Source organism: Alteromonas sp. S015 (assembly GCF_036864485.1).
Lineage (GTDB): Bacteria > Pseudomonadota > Gammaproteobacteria > Enterobacterales > Alteromonadaceae > Alteromonas.
Genome location: NZ_JAZETO010000003.1, coordinates 249146 through 270028, shown reverse-complemented (window position 1 = coordinate 270028; position 20883 = coordinate 249146). Strand labels below are relative to the sequence as shown.

The window sequence follows — 20883 nt, the reverse complement described above, 5'->3', positions numbered from 1 at the left end:
ATGACGCCTTATACCAGTCCGCATGCGTTGGTATTATATAAATGCATCAAACAATAAGGCTTCTTTGATATGCAAATAGGCAGTGCTTTAACGGCAATTAAGCAGCTCACTTCCAGGCTACTACTTCTGGCCACCTGTACAGTGATTTCTAATACAGCTTTCGCTATCGAAGCAGGCCAATATTATTATTTCATTTCTGAAAAGTGCGTACCCAAAGGCCCTCAAACGCCCGAAGCGCGAGGTGCCGTAACCCCAGATGTTATGCTATTTGAAGTGGTACCAGCAGGGATCAGCGACTACTACGTAAACATGAACACAAGCGCACTGGTTCACTATGCAGAGGAAGGGCAATCACATCTTTCGTCATTGGAAGCAGAGCAGGCCTATACCGCCGGAAAAACGCCCTCGCAAGCCAGTATTAGAAAGGACGGTAACGCCATTCATCACGACTTTATGCTGCAGCGCGAAGCAATAGGTTTAAAAGCCTTAATAAACACGTTAAATGGTTTTTCCCAGTTGCAGTCTGACAAAGGCTACTTTTTTAAGAAAATCGTAGGCCTTTCTAACCCCGACGCCAAATTTAAAGCCATAACTCGCGTGCGTTTAAGCGATATAGGACATGATAAGCGCATGATGTTGACCAGTTATACCAGCGACTACTTTATGCTGGATGAACAAAGCAAAGCCTCTGACACACCTTTTATCTCGGTAGATCACGGCGCAGCGCTGCGCAGTTCACTTCACGACACCAACAGCCCTTACGCCGTCTTTACCCAAAATTCAGTATGCGGTGAAAAATGGGAGCCGGGTAATTGACAGATTCACGAGCCGAGGCAGACTTTAAACGCTTGTTGGAAGCGCCAGGCTTGCTTCGTTGTTGCTACTTCGGCTTTAGTGGCTGCGATATTAATTACTTCGGTAGAGCGTTTTAATAAGATGGTAGCCAAAACGGGTTTTCACCGGCCCGTGTACTTTGAGCACGTCTCTCTTAAAGACCACATCGTCGAAAGCTTTTACCATTTGGCCGCGGCGAAATTCTCCCAAATCACCACCTCGCTTGCCCGAGGGGCATTTAGAATGACGCTTCGCCAACGTTGCAAAGTCCTTACCTTTCTTAAGCTGCTCTAAAATAGAAAGCGCTTCTTTCTCTGTTTTGACCAAAATGTGAAGTGCGGATGCCGTCGCCATGTGCCTACCAATATTGAAGTATGAATCATTGCAGTATACCGTATAATGCTGCTCATCTTGGGTGTTTCAACATTATTATATCAACGGAGTGGTATGCGCCAGCTTGTCGTATTTCTTTGTTTTTTTCATCTCACATTTACGGCGATGGCTGACCAGCCAAAAAATGTGATTTTTATCCTCGCTGACGACTTGGGATGGAACGACACGTCAATCTATCAACATAATAAGTTCTACGAAACACCGAATATAGATGCTCTAGCGCAAAAAGGAATGACATTTACTCAAGCATTTAGTAATAGTCCATTATGTTCCCCGACTCGAGCTTCTATTCTCACAGGCCAGACACCAGCACGACATGGTATTTTAAATCCGAATATTGAGGCACCCACCGTTAGGCTTACTTCATCTGAACGTAGCAGCGCCCCCAGAAATCAATTATCAACCGCTCCCCTAACAGCCACTCGTCTCGACACTTCACTTCCCACGCTGGCCAAAATTTTAAAGAATAAGGGTTATCACACGGCTCATTTTGGAAAATGGCATTTGGGCTCTTCACCATATAGCCCTCTCGAACACGGCTTCGATATCGACATTCCGCACTTCAGTGGTTCTGGCCCTTACGGAGGTTATCTTGCACCTTGGTCTTTCGCTCCAAATTTAATACCCGAAATAGAAGAAGAACATATAGATATCCGTTTAGCTAAAGAGGCAAAAAAGTGGATTTTAAACAATCACAGTCAAGGTGCTTTTTATGTAAATTTCTGGCCATTTTCGGTCCATGCTCCCTTCAACGCCAAGCAAGATGTTGTAAACCATTTCATTGACAAGCGCTCTCCTTTCAACAGCCAACGAAGTGCCACTTACGCTGGAATGGTAAAACACTTCGACGATGCTATCGCTATTTTATATGACGCGTTAGAAGAGGCTGGAATAGAAGATGATACTATTATCGTATTTACTTCGGATAACGGAGGAAATATGTATGATGTACTGGGCGAGATTCACCCAACAAGTAACTTTCCTCTTCGCAGCGGCAAGGCTACGCAATACGATGGTGGCAGTCGCGTACCTACATTCATAATATGGCCAGGCCTGACTCAGTCAAACACCTTATCCGATGAACCGATACAATCTGCTGACTTTTATCCTACTTTGTTGAGTGGATTAAACGCAGAAATGCCGAAAGGACATATTGTAGATGGTGAAGATATTCGCCCACTATTGCGTGGTGACACCTTATCGCCTAGACCTATTTTCACTTATTATCCCACAATGCCCCGCGTTCCCGATTGGTTGCCCCCTTCGGCGACGGTCTTATATGACGGTTGGAAGCTGATAAAGACATTTTATTACGGTGCAGAGGAAGCGCATAGGTACGCCCTCTATCATGTTTCAAGTGATGCAGAAGAAATGCGTAATTTAGCGAAAGAGAGACCAGATAAACTAATAGCATTAGACGGTATTTTATCTGAGTACTTAGTATCTTCGAATGCCTCTCTGCCTCTTGAAAATCCCGACTATCAACAAGGAGCATTTAACTTTAACAGCATCGGAAAACCTGCAGACCAATACCTGCTGCCTGAAGAAAAGACATCAAAAAACCTATCCTTAGATTTAGCGATATCAAGCCCTCAAGCGAATGCTGGAGACAGGCTTTTTGTATCATGGGAACTATTGAATGGTAGCAGTTCTTCTAGCGTTAATTATCGCCAATTTATGGGTCCAGATGTAGCAACCGAAACACAGAACAATGGCTTCAGTTTCACGGTGCCAAAAGTGGACACTGCCCAATTTATAAGCTTTGGGTTTATCGCCAGTGACCATGAAAAGACAGTTAGAAAACAGCTGAGCGTTAAAGTACTGCCCGTGAACGTTGCGCCGACTATCAGTTTATCAAATACCACTCTCACAGCCTCAAAGGGCAGTAGATTAACTATTAACTACACTGTCAATGATGTTAATAAAGATAAGCTCTACTTGAAGGTTCAAAGCGATGAGTTATCTATCGACGAGAATATTAGCATTGCACAGCCAGTTTATTATCTCGATATTCCAGCTTCACTTACTCAAAACCAAGCAGACATAAATTTTACTGTTTCCGATGGACTCGCTTCGAACTCTAGTGCTTTACGGATTTCTATTTCCGATGTTCAGGGCGGAGGTAGTACAAATAACGGTGACACAAAAGCGAGTAAAACAGGAGGAGGGAGTATTGTTATGCTTCTCCCAATCCTGTTAATGGCCATAGGATTCAGAAATTTGTCTTATTTGCTTCTCAAACGTGAAGCAAAACTAAAGTAATCCAGTTAGAGATAGATGTTTATTTTACGAACTATAAATAACCGACTAGCGCGAATAAGATGTTGATGCTACCTGAATTCAATTTGGCCCAAGCGATAGGAATGCTAAGTTTTGCGCTTGGCATTTTGTGCTTTTATCAGCGTGATGATCAGCACCTGCGAGTAATGATGGTGGCGATGAATTTAAATCACGCCCTGCATTTTGCCTTACTCGGAGCCGTTACCGCATGCTTAAGTGCTTTACTTTCCGTAGTAAGAACGGGCATATCAATTAAAACCCGCTCCCGCAGTGTTGCCTACCTGTTTATATTGATATCGCTAGCAGCTGGGCTGTATTTGGCCGAAGTTTGGTACGACTTATTTCCTATTTTAGGCACCTGTATTGGCACCTACGCCCTGTTCTGTTTATCGGGAATTCGCATGCGTTTAGCGTTTTTATGTGGCGCCATATGTTGGCTAACCAACAATATTATTGTGGGCTCTATTGGCGGCACCTTGCTTGAAGCTACGTTGCTGGCAGTTAATAGCTTTACCATTATTCGCTTGTACAGGGGGCCAAAAGCGCTCGGTAAGGCCTGATTACAAATTTATGCCAAACTATAAATCTATGCTCCTTGATTGCTACACGTGATAAAGCGTTAATCTTCTATTGATGCGATGAGATGCGCTACTTTCTTCGTTCTTTTCTCAATGTGATTGATTTAAAAATCATCAAAACTCTGAAATGCCACCGGTAGCATTTTGTTTAATTCGTGTTAATATCTGGCAGTATTATCTTGATTTCGGGACCGCGAAAAGATGGAAAGGTATGTAATTCCAAGTGTTATGCAGGCGCTGCAGTTATGTCAAGCCATCGCCGAGTCTCGCTCAGGTTTAAGTGCCTCTGAAATCGAGTCAACGCTCAACCTCCCCCGCACGTCCGTTTTTAGATTGCTTAGAACGTTAACCAGTGCACGTGTAGTAGAAAAGCGTGGCACAAAATACTTTTATGGCACGCGTATTTACGAAATTAGCGCAACAAACTCACGCAGCCGATACGTTCAAAGAATAGCTGCGCCCGAGCTTTCAAAACTTATTGCTGACAACCATGCTAGCGCAATCATCTGCACATTAGGCGACTATTGCGCGTTTGTTATTGATGTTTTAGACGCCAAAGAAAAGCAAATAACAACAATAAGACCAGGAACAAAACTGCCCTTATTTGAATCTGCAGCGGGTCACGTCATGCTGGCATACCATCCTAAATATCAAAACATGAACGACAGCAATCACCCCACTAATTTTGATGAACAACAAGCTGCGAAATTACGGGCAACAACCTGTACCAGAGGCTATGCTGTCAGCCACTTCTCACAGCGCAACGTGACGCTGGTTGCCGTGCCGATCTTCATGCGAGATGGAGAGCTCGTATCAATTTTAGCAATAGAACTAGAGGGTATGGTCCACGACGTTAGGGCACTCCAAGCATGGAGTAAAAAACTGAAAGACATAGCCCGCCTACCAACTATCAATGCTCAACCTTACGAGCAGGACATGCAGTAATGAAACATAATCCAATTCAACTTATCGTCGCTTTTGTCTGGTTTCTTGCTTTGTCTAACTGTCACGCACAGACGTTAGCGTTTGAAGGCGCGCTGGGGTTCGGAAAATACACGCAAGGTGGAAACAGAGGAAAAGTGTTAGTTGTTACCTCTTTGTCGGACAATGCTAAAAGTCCACAAAAGGGAACATTGCGATGGGCAATTGCACAAGACTATCCAAGACTGATTGTCTTTAATGTGTCTGGCGTTATCGTTTTAGAAAAAGACTTAGAAATAAAACATGGTAACGTTACTATTGCAGGACAAACATCCCCCCACGGTATTTTAATTTCTGGCGCATCAACAAGCGTTGAAGCTAATCAGGTCATTATTCGGCACATGCGTTTTAGGCCGGGGAAAGACAGTGAAGAAGGCGATGCAGTGACCGTCAGAAATACTGCCGATGTCATCATAGACCACTGCTCGCTAAGTTGGTCAAAAGACGAAGTAGGTTCTTTCTACAATAACCAACGCTTTACACTACAAAACAGTATTCTTTCAGAGAGTTTAAACAACGCTGGCCACCATAAAGGCAGCCACGGTTATGGTGGCATTTGGGGCGGCAGCAAAGCCAGCTTTTTGCGTAATATTTTAGTCAATCATACCAGTAGAAACCCGCGCATTAATGGATGGCGACTGAACCCGCCTTACCCCCAACAGCAAGAATTCGTTGATATTCGAAATAATGTCATTGCTAACTGGCAAAAAAACTCAGCCTATGGCGGCGAAAACGGCATTGCGAATCTGGTGGGGAATGTTTACGCGCCTGGGCCCGCAACAAACAAAATATGGTTTTTCCAATTATGGGACGACAAAGAATCACTCACTCGACTATATGTTGCTGAGAACGTAATGAAGGGCTATAGCGATATGTCTTCAGACAATAGTAAAGGTATAGATGTTAAAAGTGCCAAAGCTGGCTCAGAAAAAGAAAAAGCTGTACGTGCTCGCTCCCTCTCATATAAGCCCTTTTATCAAAGTGAAATAGATAAGCTAGGCGATGCCCAACTTACTGCGCAGGAAACATGGACACGCTTGATCGAAGACCAAGACGTGGGTGCTAATCTTACCCGAACAGGTAAAGCGCTAGACCCTGTAGATTCGCGCATACTTAAGCAAATCCAAGATAATCAGTATATAAGCAAAAATGGAATAATTGATAGTGAATTAGATGTGGTTGACTGGTCAGCTTACAGTAGCTACTTTACCGCTAACACTACGCCCTCCCTTACTTTTCATGAAGAAAACTCATGGCGGGTACTCGCAGGAATTCCCAGACTGTGAACATTAAATATTCATATATTAATAATTTGTGAAATAAACGTTAAATACTAATGCATTCCTATTTAACAAGATCAATAATGCCACCGGTGGCATAGCAAAATACAAGTATAACAGCTATGTCGATTTTGGAATTTAGGAGTTCAAAACATGAGAGTGTTTCAATGGACAGCCCTCGCTCTAGCCGTGTCCACGGCGTTTTCCGCCATGGCGCAAAGTACTGCACCAGAACAGGAAAACACCGAGCGAACAGAAACAAATGAGACCCCAAGCGAAATTGAAGTAGTTGAAGTAAAGGGTGTTAAACAAGCAGACCTCAAAGCGCGTGACTTAGAGCGTATGAAAAGCGGCTTTAGCTCGGTTATTTCTACGGATGACTTAGGCAACTTTGTTGACCAAAACGTGGCGGAGTCGCTTCGAAGATTGCCAGGCGTAACGCTTCAGCGCTCAGAGGGCGAAGGTAAGTTTGTCACCGTGCGAGGCTTAGGGCCCGGCTTCGTATCCATAAATATGAACGGCGCACAAATGTCTGGTGCAGGCGAAGAACGGAAAGTGGGATTAGACGCACTTCCTGCTGACCTGCTCGGAACGATTGAGGTTCTGAAAACCCTCACCCCAGACCAAAACCTGAATTCCATTGGCGGCACAGTTAACGTAAAAGCAATTTCGGCGTTTGATCGTGGCAAAAACACCTTAAAAATGCGTGTTCAAGACGCATATTCAGAAGCGCGCGAAAAGCACTCTCCGAAATTTAGCTTAGACGGCACTCAGTTTTTCTTTGATAACACTTTTGGTATTGGCTTTGCCATATCTCACGAAGACCGCAAAACCCAGATAGACGAAACGCGCCACCACAGCACCAACGAAATGAAGTTTTACACCGCCGACTTGGGTAAAACAGAAGAAGAAATTGCACAGGGTGACGAAATTCTTGCGCCTTCTCAGTTAGAAGTTCGTCGTGAGATTGCTGGAAGAACCCGCCAGGCCGCTGCGATAAATTTAGAGTATAAGCCCTCTGCCGACGCCTATTACTACGCCAAAGGCACGTTCACACAGTTTGAAGATGACGATCGCGCACAGCGTGAATTTTACGATTTTCAAGATGCTGGCTCTGTCGGAAACGACGAAATCGTTTATGTAAACGGCGCTACGAAAGAGTTTATTCTTAGCGATATAGACGTATTCCACCAGCACTTCCTGCAAGAAAGTAAGAACAAAACCATAACGTTCAGCTTAGGGGGCGAAAACCGTATTGCTGAACGTTTCGTCTTTGACTACGAATATGCTCAATCTCGCTCAGAAGAAGACTCCACCGGTGACCGCCGCGTTCAGTTTCGTGAACGAGACCTGATTGTTTATGGTCAAGGCGGTCGCGACAACATTAACGCCCGCATTTTAAGCCCACAAGAAGCTGCCGAAATCGCAGGTCTAACCTACGACCCGGAAAACAGTATTTTTGGAACGTCGGGTAGTGGCGATGGTTCTGACCTTTCAAATTATCAATTCGATAACCTGTTTTTAGAGGGCGGAACACGAATTGATGAAATTAAGACAGTAAACCTTAACTTGCGAACCGACATTTTTAATGACTGGTTAAACACCATTAAATTTGGTGTACAGGTGAGTGAGCGCGATCACGTGCGTGACAAGGACCGCTGGAGTTTCGACCCTTCTGCTGGTGACTGTAGCGACGACGCATGTATTGCCGCAGTAAACTCTACCCTTGCCGACTATGACACCCGAATACCTTCAAACAGCGCATTCCAGTTGCCGTTTGAAAGTCGCGCAGTTGTCGATCAAATTGTTGATGCCACTCGTCAAACGGTTGAGCCTGCCACAAATGGCGAAGTATCGATTGAAAGTACTAAGGGCGACTACAGTATCACCGAAGATACGCAGGCTGTATACGCCATGGCAGAGTTGCCATTGGGCGCAGATGCCACACTTACAACTGGCGTTCGTTGGACCCAAACCGAGTTCTCGTCCACCGGCTTTCTGTCGTTAGAAAACGATGACTTTGAGTTTAATGGCGCAGGCGCTGGTGCATTGGATATTGCTATCCCGCTACCAGAAGCGTCTATTAAATACAGTGAGTTTTTCCCTAGTGCACACATTAAATGGGAGCCGAGCGAACACTTCCTTGTACGTGCCGCAGCATGGACAAGCTTTACCCGCCCGTCGTTTAAACAAGCCCGTGCATTTGCTGTGTTTGACAGCGATATCGAGCTTTGTCCTCCAGGTTCGGACGATTGTGATGACAGTCAAGGTGGCGCATCGCTTCAACAGCTAAGCCAGTACGTGTTGGGTTCTGATAATGCACTAGATGTGGGTAATCCTAACCTCGTTGCAATGACATCTATTAACTACGATGCGTCTATTGGCTGGTATCCAAGCGAAAATCTCTTTATGGAAGCGGCAGTGTTCTACAAAGACATCGACAACTTTATTGTGGATGTAAACGGAATTGGCATGGCGCTTAACGACCTGCCGCTTACGCTTCCGGTAAACCAAGTGACTGAGTTTGTTATTCCGCAAGACTTATATCTCAACGAGATAAACATTACCGTTAACGGCAACAAAGCCTCGGTTATCGGGTTAGAGCTTAGCTACAACCAGTACTTTGAAAATGGTCTATTCATTCAAAGTAATGCCACCATCCTAGATAGTGAGGCTTCGCTGGATAGCAGTATTCGTCAAGGCAAGGTAGCACTGCCTGATCAAGCTGATACCACCTTCAACCTTGTATTTGGTTGGGAGAGCGAAACGTTCTCAGCTCGCTTAATTGGTAACGTGCGTTCTGAAGTTCTTGAACAAATTGGCTCTTGCCCAATTACTGCAGATCTTAACGACCCGAAAGGCTGCAAGATTTGGGGCGACCAATATCAAGATTCGGTTAAAAGCTTAGACTTTAAGCTTCAGTACGACATTACTGAGTATGCTCAACTGTACTTTGACGCCATTAACCTTACCGAGGAGTCTGACCTTCGCTACTTCCAAGGTAACGCATTAAGCGGCGGCAATATTCTGTACCAGAAAGAAGAGTACGGCCGCAGCTATCAGCTGGGTGTAAACATTAAATTCTACTAATTGTCTGCGCCGGGGAAACCCGGCCTTTCCACATAATAAAGCTGGAGCGGACATGTAGTGCGGTAGTACGCCCAGTAAAATATGGAGATTGAGTACCATGAAACTCACGAAAATTGCTGCCCTGATGGGTGGTGTTATTCTCGTTACTGCCTGCGGCGAGAAAAGCTCTACCAACGTAACCCTCCCCCCCGATCCAGCATTGACTGGCGTATTTGTTGATAGCCCCGTAGAGGGAATCAATTATTCTTCTGCTTCTGTGGAAAACGGCACCACCAATGCGCAGGGTGAATACTCTTACTTCAGAGGCGAACAGCTCGCTTTCAGCATAGGTCAGCTGGCGTTTCCAGAAACACCGGCATCGAGTGTTATCTCTCCTCTTGATCTGTTCGCAACCGACAACCCTTTTAACCAGTCGGTCGTAAACACCCTTCGACTTTTACAATCTCTTGATACCGATGGCGACCCAAGTAACGGTATAACGCTAAGCGCCAGTGCTGGCGACGTAGCGGTAGCAACGCTCGACGAAGGGCAGACCATTGAAGACTTCTTTAATCAATCTGATGCTGCTTTTGCAGCCGATGTAGAGGTTTGGCTTAGTTCTGCTGGCGGAGCCAGTGCTACGCTTGTTGATAAAGCCCAAGCTATCAGCCATTTCGTGAATTATCTTGAAGCCGAATTAGGTACGCTCTTCCCTAACACCTTTGATGTGACCCGCTTCACCGGTGACATTTACGCACCGACATTGGAAGGCAGAAGTGTATCGCAAGCCACTTACACCTTTACGCCTGACGATGAAACGAATTTGTCAGGTACTTTTGTAAGAGTGCACGGTGAGGAAAGCACAACGGGTAACTATGAATTCTCTTTTGGACGAAAAGTTATTGCCCTTAGCTACGGTGAGCAAACTGAGTATCTTATTTCCCGTGCTTTCAACACGGTTAACGAGGTATACAGTTTGTGTGTGGTATCTCCAGATCACGCTCAGTCTATGCCGTTAGTGCTGCATGTTGAAAATTGCCTTGCCAACGAAGATCCACAGAACTACCTGTTTGCATTTACCCAGGAACAAGCTGATGTTGAACTGGCAAAGTTAGAAGAAGCGGCGAATTCTATCCAGGCGGCGCTTGAAGAAAACTTCGACACCGACACCGATACGTTTTTCTCATCGTCGTACAAGCGTTTAAGTGAAGAGCCAGACGCTGGTGCGCTTTATTATGTTACGGGTGGCAGTCCGCTAGTCGACGCTACCACAGGTCAGCTTACCCTTGAAGGCCATCGATTCAGCATTGGTAACGCTGCGGCCAACCCAGGTGCCAATACGTCGGCATCAGATACGGTAGGCATGGGTATTTATAATCTTAGCGAAGGTTTTACCATTGGCTTCGACGTTATTTCTCATAATGGCGGCGGTACGTTCAGCCTTTATGTAGATAACAACACCACAGGGCAAGATAACTCAGTACATGGTGCTGCTTCTAAGTTCGTGAGCATAGGGTTAGCGGACGGCACAATGGTACCCGGCACGCGCTTCACCTATACCTATGAGCCGGGTGACGATATTGGTGGCGGCGATCCTAATGCACCTGACGCGAAAATTCTCGATAGCTCGGTAACTAATAGTTTCTTCCAATTGCGCACAGATTCGAGTGCCACTATCACTATCGATAACTTAAAAATTGAGACGGTAGCTGACGCAGTTGACCCAGTGCCTCCGGTTGAGCCTGAGCCTACCGAGCCTGAAGAGCCCGAAGTCATTCCAAGTGTACCATTGCCACTTTCCTATACCTTTGCAGGCGAAAGCGAGGATATTTTCTCGACAAACTTTGCCGCTGTTGAAAATGCAGCCGGTGAGCAAGTTGCCATGTTTACTATTACCGGTGGTTCGGTAACGCAAATTGACACTGGTATTCAGCTTGACGGCGGACGCTTTACTCTAGGTAATACTGAGTCTGATACCCAAAGCTCATCTGACGATATATCATCAACCGGTGCGCTGGATTTGAGCCGTCCTTACAAGGTTACCTTTGATGTAATTTCTGCTGAAGATTCCGAAGGCGACAACAAATTTCAGATTTATGTGGATAACAATACATCTGGCAGTGCTAACTCACACCTAGGTTCAGATTCCCGTTTCTTTAATGAGCCTGTGCTCGATTTAGTACCGGGAACCACCATGACGGTAGAAGGCCAGATAGCAACGCCTAACTCGTACCTTCAATTTAGAACGGAAAGTGGCTCTATTGTGGTCATCGACAATATTCGCATTGAATATATTGATGAAAACACCCTATTAGAGGAAACGTTTGAAACAGACGCTGACACCTTCTTCAGCCCTGAATACAAATCAACTGATGGCGGTGCCACGCCGTTTTATAGCGTAACGGGCGGCGGTTCAGGTTTAGTGATCTCCGAAGGCCAACTAGCCATCAACAGTGCTCGCTTTACCATGGGCAACAGTACCCCTGATACAGACACAACCGCTGATGACACTGTAACCACAGGTATATTAGATTTAAGCCGTGAATATACCATTAGTATGGATATCATTGCCGTTGAAGACAGTGAAGGCGACAATAACTTCCAGATATATGTAGATAACAACACTAGCAGTAGCAGCAAATCGATACATGGTGGCGACTCTAAATTCTACAGCGAACTGGTTAATAACCTTGTGCCAGGACAACGCCTAACTATCGATGGATTTATTGGTACACCCACCTCGTTCCTACAGCTTCGTACTGAAAGTGGCGGCAAAGTGGTTATCGATAACTTTGTTATATCGTATGTGGGTGAAGCGCCAGATGACAGCAAGTTTAGCTGTGAAAATGAACCACAGCTTTACTTCTGTGACGACTTTGCATCGGGCTCTTTAGATAACTTCACGCTTATTTCAGACGACGCAGGCTCAAACGGCCCACAAGGCACGTTTGATGTTGTAGAAGATGACGGCAACAAAGTGATGCGCTACACCGCTGGCGGTGAAGGTGGCGAAATTTTCTTGGTTAAAGAGTCGGCACTTAGCAACCTGCCAGAAAATGGAAATTACTTTGTTGAAGCGCGCATTCGTCCAAGACAAAACAGCACCACGCGAAACAAACAGATCTTCCTTCTAGGTCGTTATGATAGCGCTGGAAACTGGTACGGCGGAGGTTTGAATGTACAAAACTCGTCAAGCAGTACACAAGTGGAAGTAGCGGTAAGTACCGAAGGTAGTATTTCTCGCCCTGTCCAGGCTAAGTCACCTATTGTACTGGGCGAAAAAGACGGTACAGACGGCACGTGGTATCGCGTACGTTTTGAAATGGAAAACGAGAAACTCACCGTTTATTTAGACGGCGAGAACATGGGTACAGCAGAAGATACAACCTATAGCGCTGCGGGACTTATTGGCCTTTTCACTAATAACCGTTCGTTCGAGCTGGACGACTTAAAAGTGGGTGATCCCGCTGTGAAACCTGTTCAACTTACTCTGGATTTCAAAGAAACAGAGTGGGAGACCACCACCAGTAGCGATCCGTTGTTCGTTTACGTTACCGCAGTACAAAACGACGGTTTAACTGAAGACACATTTACCGTAACCAGCAGTGATGCGAGTGTGGTCAGCGTAGAGCAGCAAGGCCCACAAGTTACCATTACCCCTCGCGCTGCCGGCAGCGCAATGGTAACTTTTACCTCTGGCTCTGACCCTACGTTAAGTAAACACATTGCCGTTAATGTTGGCGAAGGCTTTACCATGCCTACCGCCACCTATGGCGACTTATTCCCAGATACCACACCGTATTCGGGCAATAACAATGCGTATATCGATACCCTACTCTCGTTAACCTTCGACAGCGAACCCACCTTAGGAAGTAGCGGTGAAGTGCGCATTTACAATGCGGCAGACGACACCCTGGTAGACGTTATCAATATTGCAGCTGATGAAGACTTTATTGGCTTTGAAGGCCAAGACAGACAGCGCAAAGTGGCTTACCGCCCAGCATCAGTTGTAGGCAACACATTGGTGATTAAGCCTCATACAAACGCCCTTCAATATGGTCAGTCATATTACGTAGCCATTAGTGATGGCGCGGTAACCGGCGCCACGTTAAACGGTGAAAGCTTTAGTGGTATTGGCAAAAGTGCGAACTGGCACTTTACGACAAGAGCCGCCGCACCTTCTGGCTCGAATGTTACCGTAGATGATGACGGCGAAGCGGATTTCCGCACGGTGCAAGGTGCGCTTAACTACGTGATGCAAAACGTAAGTAGCGATACGCCATCTCGCATTACGATTCGTGACGGCGAATATCAAGAAATGCTGTTCCTTCGCGGTAATAACAATGTCACGCTGCAAGGCGAGAGCCGAGACAATACCGTGGTGTACTACGATAACTTTGAAAGCTTTAACAGCGGTAGCGGCAAGAGCGAAGCACCTGCCCCAGGCACGCCATCTGGCGGAAGAAGCGTATTTTTAGTGGAAGGCGTAGATAACCTGACGCTAACGAACTTCACTTTGAAAAACTCACACATCAGAAGCAACGACTACTCTAACCAAGCTGAAACGATTTACTTTAACAGTGATTCAGGCCGTCTAACTGCCGTTGATATGAACTTTGTGAGTGAACAAGACACGCTGCTATTAAAAGGCTTCAGTTGGTTCTACAACTCATTGATTGCTGGCAATGTTGATTTCATTTGGGGTTACGTAAATACCGCATTATTTGAAAACAGCGAAATTCGCACCATTGGCGACTCTAAAAATGGCAACCCTGACGAAGACACGGCGGGCGGCTACATTCTACAAGCTCGCGTACCTGATATTTCTTATAAAGGGTTTATCTTCTTAAACAGCAGCTTCACCAATGGCCCAGGTCCTATTGGTAACGGTGTACTCGACGACTCTACATATATTGCAAGAAGTGGCGGCAGCGCGAGCTACTTCGACAATATTACGCTTATTAACAACCGTTTCGACACTCACATTGCCACAATCGGCTGGGCGGGCGAAGGAGTACGCGACCAACCTGCACCAAACCCTAGCCCTGCAACCGCAGCAGCAGGGTGGCGTGAGTACGGCAGCATGAATATGCAGGGTAACCCGCTTGATCTTTCAAGCCGTCAGTTTACTCACATTCTTACCGACAGCGAAGTGACCGAACTTACCAGCAGAACGGCGATATTCTCTCACTTTAATAACGGCGAAGGCTGGGTGCCAAGCGAGCCTAACTTACCGAATGTAGCACCTGCTCCAACGCTTGATGCATACGGTTTTGCGCAATACAACTATGCATTAACCGGCGGTGCTGGCGGTACGGTAGTAACCGTAGATAACGGTGCTGATCTGCAGGCGGTACTAAACAGCGCAGCGAACAGCAACACCCCAGTAACAGTTTATGTAGATGGCACCATTACCGACGCAAACAATGGCGGTACGGGCTCACCGATTGAAATAAAAGACATGAACGATGTGTCAATTATCGGGGTTGCAGACAGGGGCGAACTCGACGGCATTGGCATCTTAATTAGACGTGCAAATAACGTGGTCATTCAAAACCTGAAAATCCACCACGTGCTTACTGATGGAAAAGACGCTATCTCTATTGAAGGTGATAACGACGGCTCTACCACCAGCAACATTTGGATTGATCACAATGAGCTTTACAGTACATTGTCTGTGGACAAGGATTTTTACGACGGATTAGTAGATAGTAAACGCGGTGCGAAAAACATCACTATCTCTTACAACTATCTTCATGATCACTGGAAAGCCTCGTTACACGGCCACACTGAGAATGATGTAGACAGTGACAATACCGAGCGTTTAATTACCTTCCACCACAATCGGTTTGAAAATATCGAGTCACGTTTGCCGTTATTCCGCTACGGTCACGGACACTTGTATAACAACTACTACAATCAGATATCCTCTACGGCAATCAATTCAAGAATTGGTGCAGAGCTACAGGTAGAAAACAATGTGTTTGAGAACACGCAAAATCCAATTGTTTCTTTCTACTCAGACGTTATTGGATACTGGAACACGTCAGGCAACCTGTTTGGCGAAGGCGTAACCTGGACAACGCCTGCTGATGGTGACGTTGTTGCAGGACCTGACGCCACGCCAACATCCAGCTACGAAGTGCCGTACGACTACGTACTAGATGATGCCGAAGTGGTTAAGCAGCGAGTTATCAACTATTCGGGCGTAGGTAAAATTAACCAGAATGCCGATGACATTCCTCCGTTAAACTAAACCTCAAGACGTTTCACAATACTGACAAAGGCGCAACGCGACGAGCAGCGCCTTTGTCTTCAATTAAAGCGCATGAATAACGAAAGCGAGAGGTACTCCTACGCTCTACTAAAACCGTGAAATTTTGGTGATTGTGCAAAGTTCATTTGCCAATACCAACGCCTGAATATAGAAAATATTTGCGTAAAAGAAATAATGTCCAATACTTAAGGTCGAGGACGTCAGGGAAGTTGTCCAAGCGCTTAGCCGAGGTTGGTCGTGGGCGTTTTCCCTTCGTTCGATATAAGTTTCTGTCAAATATTACTTAATTCAGAAATGAATCGGGGAAAGGAAATGCGATACATACCAAATAGTCGTAAACGAAACATTCGAATACTCCTACCGGTTGTCATTTTAGCAATATTTATTGCTTTTATAGGTCAGGCAAATAGTCAAACACAAAACTGTGAAGCTCAGTCCTCATGGTTTCCACACAGTCAAACTCCACGGCCCAACGATGCAGCATTCAGAAGCATAAGTAATTGCGTATTTCATCAATGGTCCTGGCAAATGTTTTTATGGTTAACACAGGAATGGAATGGTCAGCCAAGGTTTTTATCTTTTGAATCACCTCAATCATTAATTGGCTTAGAGGGACGAGGGATGATGCCAAGACGCACCAAACACGGAAACCCTCTGTCATTTGATGAATTTCTGCAAGCTGGCACCGACGGGCTCCTCATCGATCACAACGGCAAAGCCGTATACTACTCTCAGTACGTCAATCCAACGTTCGCTGATTTCATTAAAGGCATTAACGCCGATGGCAAGTATTCGCCGTCTGACGACTACACTAAGCCACTTAATGTTCAAGCCATGGGGAGAGATGCGCCCAATACAGATTTTCCCATATACGGTAACGCTGGAGCATTAGAACTTAAAGCATCATGGCGTGTTCTGGCCGAAGGAGAAAATCCAACAAACATCTTTGTAATGAATGCTGAACTCAATAAATTGGTGAATACTCCCAATGGTATTCAGGTAAGCCTATCCGAAACCTATTCAGCAAGAGTTGCACTAGTAGGCTTTCATATAGGAGGAATAGTAAAGGGGCACCCAGAAATGATTTGGGCGACGTTCGAACACAACGAAAACGCCCCAGACGTTCCACCTAACACCAAAATGGATGAGCCCGTATCAAGTAAAAACTATACGTTCTATACTGCCAATACAGCATTGAAGGACTGCAATATTAATCCGGCGAAAGACGGTTTAGTACTTGACGAAGCTACCCAAACATTCACTCCGATTACTCAGGTTTGCCGCCGCTACCCGTTTGGAAATGCGCCCAATGTGAACCAAGGCAATACAGATAATATTCAGAGTTTAAATGAAAGTGTGCAAGGCAGTTTGGGCTCCAGCGATTTATGGGTGAATTATGACGAAATTGGCGCTATCTGGTTTAATAAAGAAAATAACCTATCGCCAGGCCTCTCACTTTCGAATAACGACTTACTAACCGGCTCGTTGAGTTTATCAAACAGCACCATTGAAACCTTTACGCAACACGCATCTGTAATGAATAATTGCTTTCGGTGTCACAATACCGAACAGGAATTTCCTCCTAAAATGAGCCTGGACCCTCTTCCGGCTACAAATTTAAACATCAGCCACGCCTTTCAAAATATCTATTTCTGGTCTCAAGAAATAGACGCTATTCAGGCATACCTTAAAAACACAGGAGAAAAGCAATGAGTTACTTTCGAGTTCACCCATCCATTAACTTTGCCCGTGTAGGTAATAGCAGCGAATACTATTTAGCACCTGAAACTGCAGCAGGCGAATTAATAGATAAAGAATCGGGATTGTTTGGTGGCCTTCCCGTAAAACCTAATACGGACAATACGCCCATTGATGACAGTGATTTTCGTGACGCCGATGGAAAGGTTAAGCGTCAGGCTGCGCGATTTAGGCTATTTGCCTACGATCAACCACAGGAAGTGTATCCGGCTAAAGACCTTGGTAGTGAAGTAAAACCGGGAGATATCGTTGGAGGAAAAAGGATTAAAGACATCGTATGGCAAGTACATCTAGCCAATAAAAAGAACAATAACTACTCCATTACTTCCGAAGGCGGTGATGAAGAGGGTATCGTAGCTTACGAAAATGGCAATACCCCGCCTGTTCGTAATAATACGCCAGAATTTGGCAGTGATTTGGCGTCAGAGAACAGGCTTAATACCTTGGTTATGGATGCAGGTCCTAGAGCAATGTCTGTCGTTTCAAGCAGTGCCGATGACGTACAGCACTTTAATCAGTCAACTGCCGCGAGTTATGTGGCACAGAACGGAGTCATTTACGACCAGCCTGACTACCCCATTAGTTTTCCAGACAACCATTTCAAAATGTTTAACCCTTTAGGCACCATAACAAGCCTGGGTGAAATGTTAATTGAAAAAGACACGGGTAGGTTGATTGTTACTGGAGGGTACGGAAAAGCCAGCGCAATGATGCAAAACGGGGTCCCCCCTAAATTAGACGATGCCATTGATAATGACTTTTGGTTTGATGACACGTCTGATGGCCCTGTATGTGCTACCATAATTTTTGAGGACGGCAGTACAGAGCAAGCTGTTCATGGCTGGGTAGTCTGCACAGATCCCGGTTATGCTCCGCAAACTCGCAATGTTGTATCTACTTGGGATGACGTGTACGACACATGGGTTCAACATTTAGGATTGTTACCAGAACTCTTTTCTAACGGGTATCAAGACACTTATAACGCTTCTTTTAATGGCGATGTCTTACCCGTGTTTCATGGTGCTTTTCTGCAAAGATGGAATACTGCGCTTCCCAATAAAGGGGTAAACGGGCACGACTTTGTTGCACAAATCAAACCTACGGACAACCCTAAGGAAAAATTGCCTTCTTTCCAGCAGTTGATCCGTAAACCCTCTCCGCCAGGAACAAAAGATGCGCCAAGTAATGAAGACGGTGTACCAGGAAAAATGCCTTTAGCCCTAGGTGATGCTATGAAGAGTTTTTTATCTGTCACCGAGACGCAGTACTTTCTAATGAACCAATGGTATGAAGGTAAGTCAGTCGAAGCCTACCCACCTCTTGGCAAGGGTGAGTATATGGACAGAATGGTATTGGAAAATTGTCTTGGAGGAAGATACTCTCCTGGAATAGATTTGACGTTCATAGTGCGTGACGTCAATTTATACGTTCAGGACTGGCAAGGCGAAACGGGGCCTTTTCGCATTAATATGCAGCCACTGGACTATAGCTCCATAACGGCAAACGACGGGCACTTTCTTGGGGTAGGTTATGTGCCTTTGCGCACATCTAAAGTAGAACCTGGAGATTTATGTAAATTCATGTCGCAACCATGGCATACCGATTACAATAGTTGCGCTACCCACACTCCAGATCCAAATCCCCCCGAAAACAATACGCTGTATTGGTCGTGGCCAGCGCAACGGCCTGTTTCCGTTTACCCGAAAGAAGCGTGTAAGTATGACTCTAATACCAATACATGGAGTATTGGAAATACCTTGTTTAGTGTAAGGGGCGACGGTACGCAAACACCTTATCCACAGCAGCAGGGTAGATTTCAGTGCTATTTTGAATTTGTAGAAAATTGGCACAAGGTTGGATTTGTTATTCAGGGCCTTCAAGTACATGACTCAGAGCATAATACGAATTATGGAAGTGATAAATTCATTGAGGTTGAAAGTCAGTTCGCCAAACACGGTGATACTGTAGAGCCTTGGCCGACAGCGGTTGAAGAAGGTTATGAGCCACCAACTAATTGTGGCCCATAAAAATGCTAAGCATTTTTAATCCAAAGTGAAAAGTAAACCTAAATGTCATAGCGTTGTTATCGTTGGTGGCGGCCCTGCCGGGTGCGCCACTGCCTTATCATTACGGACAATAAGTATCGATCTTGAGCTTAATCTTAAAATTACGCTATGCAACGCGCCGGTAAAATCAGGCCCAGCTATAGGAGAAACCGTTCCCCCTATACTTAACCAATATCTTCGTGAAATTAATGTTGAACACATACTTGATGAACGCAATCACTTACCATGCCCAGGCAGTATTTCCGTATGGCAAAATGATGCTCCCGGCTACAATGACTTTTTATTCACCCCTGTTGGAAGAGGCTTTCATTTAAATAGAAACACCTTTAATCAACAGCTATTACACGCTTGCATTACTCATGGAGTTCACGTTTTATCGAATTCACGCGTCTGTAACATGAATAAAGAGCGTAGCGGTTATCGGCTATTAATCAACCGTGAAAAATCCCTCGTTAACATGCACTGCGATTTTGTTGTAGACGCCACGGGCTACAACCGAACCATTGTTAATAAGCTTAACATTGCACAGAACACACTTGATAAGGTGATGTCGTTATGTGCTTTTTTTGCATTGAACGGTGCAAAAGCAAAAGCGGCACATACGATTGTTAGCAGTGCTGAAAATGGCTGGTGGTACGGAACGCAGCTGCCCCAAAATAAAGCACTTATAAGTTTCTGCACAGATACACAGGAAATCAAAAGTAAGCAGATGTCTTCACCTAAAAACTGGTTTAAGCATTTGAGAAATAGTGAATGGTTTCATAAACAATGCATCACTCAATTTGACACAGAAGTCTCACTTCCCGACAACCTATGCATTAGGCCATGTAAGTCTGACATTTTGTCTAATGTGGTCGGTCCGAATTGGTTGGCTGTAGGTGATGCTGCTTCTAGTTATGACTCAATATCATCTGCTGGAATAACCAAATCAGTTATTCACGGTATATGCGCGGGTAAATCTATAGGTATGGCAGTGTGTGAGCAATCGCAACACCCACTTTTCGAATATCAGCAAAGGGTATTCAACGACTTCAGACACTATGTAACACAGCACCAATCACAGTATGCTGCTGGTGGGGCACGTTTCAATTACGGCGGCTTTTGGCGACGACGTAACATCTTTTCGTTAATGGATAATTTAGACAAACGTGCTATTAGCACAGAATGAATCGACCAGTCTTTACTAGACAGATTTTCTTTTGAATCAGTCCAACGTTTTTTCTGTTAAAGATCTTTTATGATTGTTCTTCGCACTGAGAGGAACAACCAGGTTTTATCAAATTCATAAGATAAATGCAGAGCTTAAAGGGTGAGCAAGTTTATCTCCTGAATATAAAACAAACTATAATTTTAGAAGAGGAAAGTGA

At 45.1% G+C, this 20883-nt stretch carries 11 protein-coding genes; 10 read left to right on the top strand and 1 reads right to left on the bottom strand.

Translation table 11 applies throughout. The annotated features are described in order from the left end of the window. The first annotated feature begins 69 nt into the window (after window positions 1-69). Complete coding sequence (locus V7R42_RS07630) at window positions 70-816, top strand: hypothetical protein (RefSeq protein ID WP_334019606.1); 747 nt, start codon at window positions 70-72, stop codon at window positions 814-816. A 90-nt stretch (window positions 817-906) separates the two neighbouring features. On the opposite strand, the gene ppiC is transcribed toward V7R42_RS07630, so the two are convergent. Next, window positions 907-1188 carry a peptidylprolyl isomerase PpiC gene (gene ppiC / locus V7R42_RS07625; RefSeq protein WP_334019605.1) on the bottom strand — a complete coding sequence of 94 codons (282 nt, stop codon included), beginning with the start codon at window positions 1186-1188 and terminating at the stop codon, window positions 907-909. A gap of 93 nt (window positions 1189-1281) precedes the next feature. On the opposite strand from ppiC, the gene V7R42_RS07620 reads away from it, so the two are divergent. The 9 genes from V7R42_RS07620 to V7R42_RS07580 all read left to right on the top strand — a co-directional run bounded on the left by V7R42_RS07620 (window position 1282) and on the right by V7R42_RS07580 (window position 20684). Next, the gene (locus V7R42_RS07620; RefSeq protein WP_334019604.1) at window positions 1282-3489 is read left to right on the top strand and encodes a sulfatase; all 2208 of its coding nucleotides are present in this window, start codon (window positions 1282-1284) and stop codon (window positions 3487-3489) included. 65 nt (window positions 3490-3554) lie between these two features. Then, on the top strand, window positions 3555-4067 hold the full coding sequence (locus tag V7R42_RS07615; protein WP_334019603.1) for a YgjV family protein: 513 nt from the start codon (window positions 3555-3557) through the stop codon (window positions 4065-4067). Between the two features lie 219 nt (window positions 4068-4286). After that, complete coding sequence (locus V7R42_RS07610; RefSeq protein WP_334019602.1) at window positions 4287-5030, top strand: IclR family transcriptional regulator; 744 nt, start codon at window positions 4287-4289, stop codon at window positions 5028-5030. Continuing rightward, a complete protein-coding gene (locus tag V7R42_RS07605) occupies window positions 5030-6352 on the top strand; it encodes a pectate lyase family protein (RefSeq protein ID WP_334019601.1) in 1323 nt (440 codons plus the stop codon). The genes V7R42_RS07610 and V7R42_RS07605 overlap by 1 nt, the downstream gene beginning before the upstream one ends. A gap of 147 nt (window positions 6353-6499) precedes the next feature. After that, window positions 6500-9436, top strand: coding sequence for a TonB-dependent receptor (locus V7R42_RS07600; protein ID WP_334019600.1), 2937 nt, complete (start codon window positions 6500-6502; stop codon window positions 9434-9436). Window positions 9437-9533: 97 nt separating this feature from the next. Further along, on the top strand, window positions 9534-15671 hold the full coding sequence (locus tag V7R42_RS07595; RefSeq protein ID WP_334019599.1) for a pectinesterase family protein: 6138 nt from the start codon (window positions 9534-9536) through the stop codon (window positions 15669-15671). Window positions 15672-16220: 549 nt separating this feature from the next. Continuing rightward, window positions 16221-17405, top strand: coding sequence for a hypothetical protein (locus tag V7R42_RS07590; protein ID WP_334019598.1), 1185 nt, complete (start codon window positions 16221-16223; stop codon window positions 17403-17405). Beyond that, window positions 17402-19477, top strand: a complete 2076-nt coding sequence (locus V7R42_RS07585) for a LodA/GoxA family CTQ-dependent oxidase (protein ID WP_334019597.1) — start codon at window positions 17402-17404, stop codon at window positions 19475-19477. Before V7R42_RS07590 ends, V7R42_RS07585 begins: the two co-directional genes overlap by 4 nt. 25 nt (window positions 19478-19502) lie before the next feature. Next, window positions 19503-20684, top strand: a complete 1182-nt coding sequence (locus tag V7R42_RS07580) for an NAD(P)/FAD-dependent oxidoreductase (RefSeq protein WP_334019596.1) — start codon at window positions 19503-19505, stop codon at window positions 20682-20684. Window positions 20685-20883 lie beyond the last annotated feature (199 nt).

What these genes read in the sequence shown, in the direction of transcription:
- V7R42_RS07630 (WP_334019606.1), top strand. Translation starts at nt 70, where the DNA reads ATGCAAATAGGCAGTGCTTTAACGGCAATTAAGCAGCTCACTTCCAGG.
- V7R42_RS07620 (WP_334019604.1), top strand. Translation starts at nt 1,282, where the DNA reads ATGCGCCAGCTTGTCGTATTTCTTTGTTTTTTTCATCTCACATTTACG.
- ppiC (WP_334019605.1), bottom strand. Translation starts at nt 1,188, where the DNA reads ATGGCGACGGCATCCGCACTTCACATTTTGGTCAAAACAGAGAAAGAA.
- V7R42_RS07595 (WP_334019599.1), top strand. Translation starts at nt 9,534, where the DNA reads ATGAAACTCACGAAAATTGCTGCCCTGATGGGTGGTGTTATTCTCGTT.
- V7R42_RS07590 (WP_334019598.1), top strand. Translation starts at nt 16,221, where the DNA reads ATGTTTTTATGGTTAACACAGGAATGGAATGGTCAGCCAAGGTTTTTA.
- V7R42_RS07605 (WP_334019601.1), top strand. Translation starts at nt 5,030, where the DNA reads ATGAAACATAATCCAATTCAACTTATCGTCGCTTTTGTCTGGTTTCTT.
- V7R42_RS07610 (WP_334019602.1), top strand. Translation starts at nt 4,287, where the DNA reads ATGGAAAGGTATGTAATTCCAAGTGTTATGCAGGCGCTGCAGTTATGT.
- V7R42_RS07615 (WP_334019603.1), top strand. Translation starts at nt 3,555, where the DNA reads ATGCTACCTGAATTCAATTTGGCCCAAGCGATAGGAATGCTAAGTTTT.
- V7R42_RS07600 (WP_334019600.1), top strand. Translation starts at nt 6,500, where the DNA reads ATGAGAGTGTTTCAATGGACAGCCCTCGCTCTAGCCGTGTCCACGGCG.
- V7R42_RS07585 (WP_334019597.1), top strand. Translation starts at nt 17,402, where the DNA reads ATGAGTTACTTTCGAGTTCACCCATCCATTAACTTTGCCCGTGTAGGT.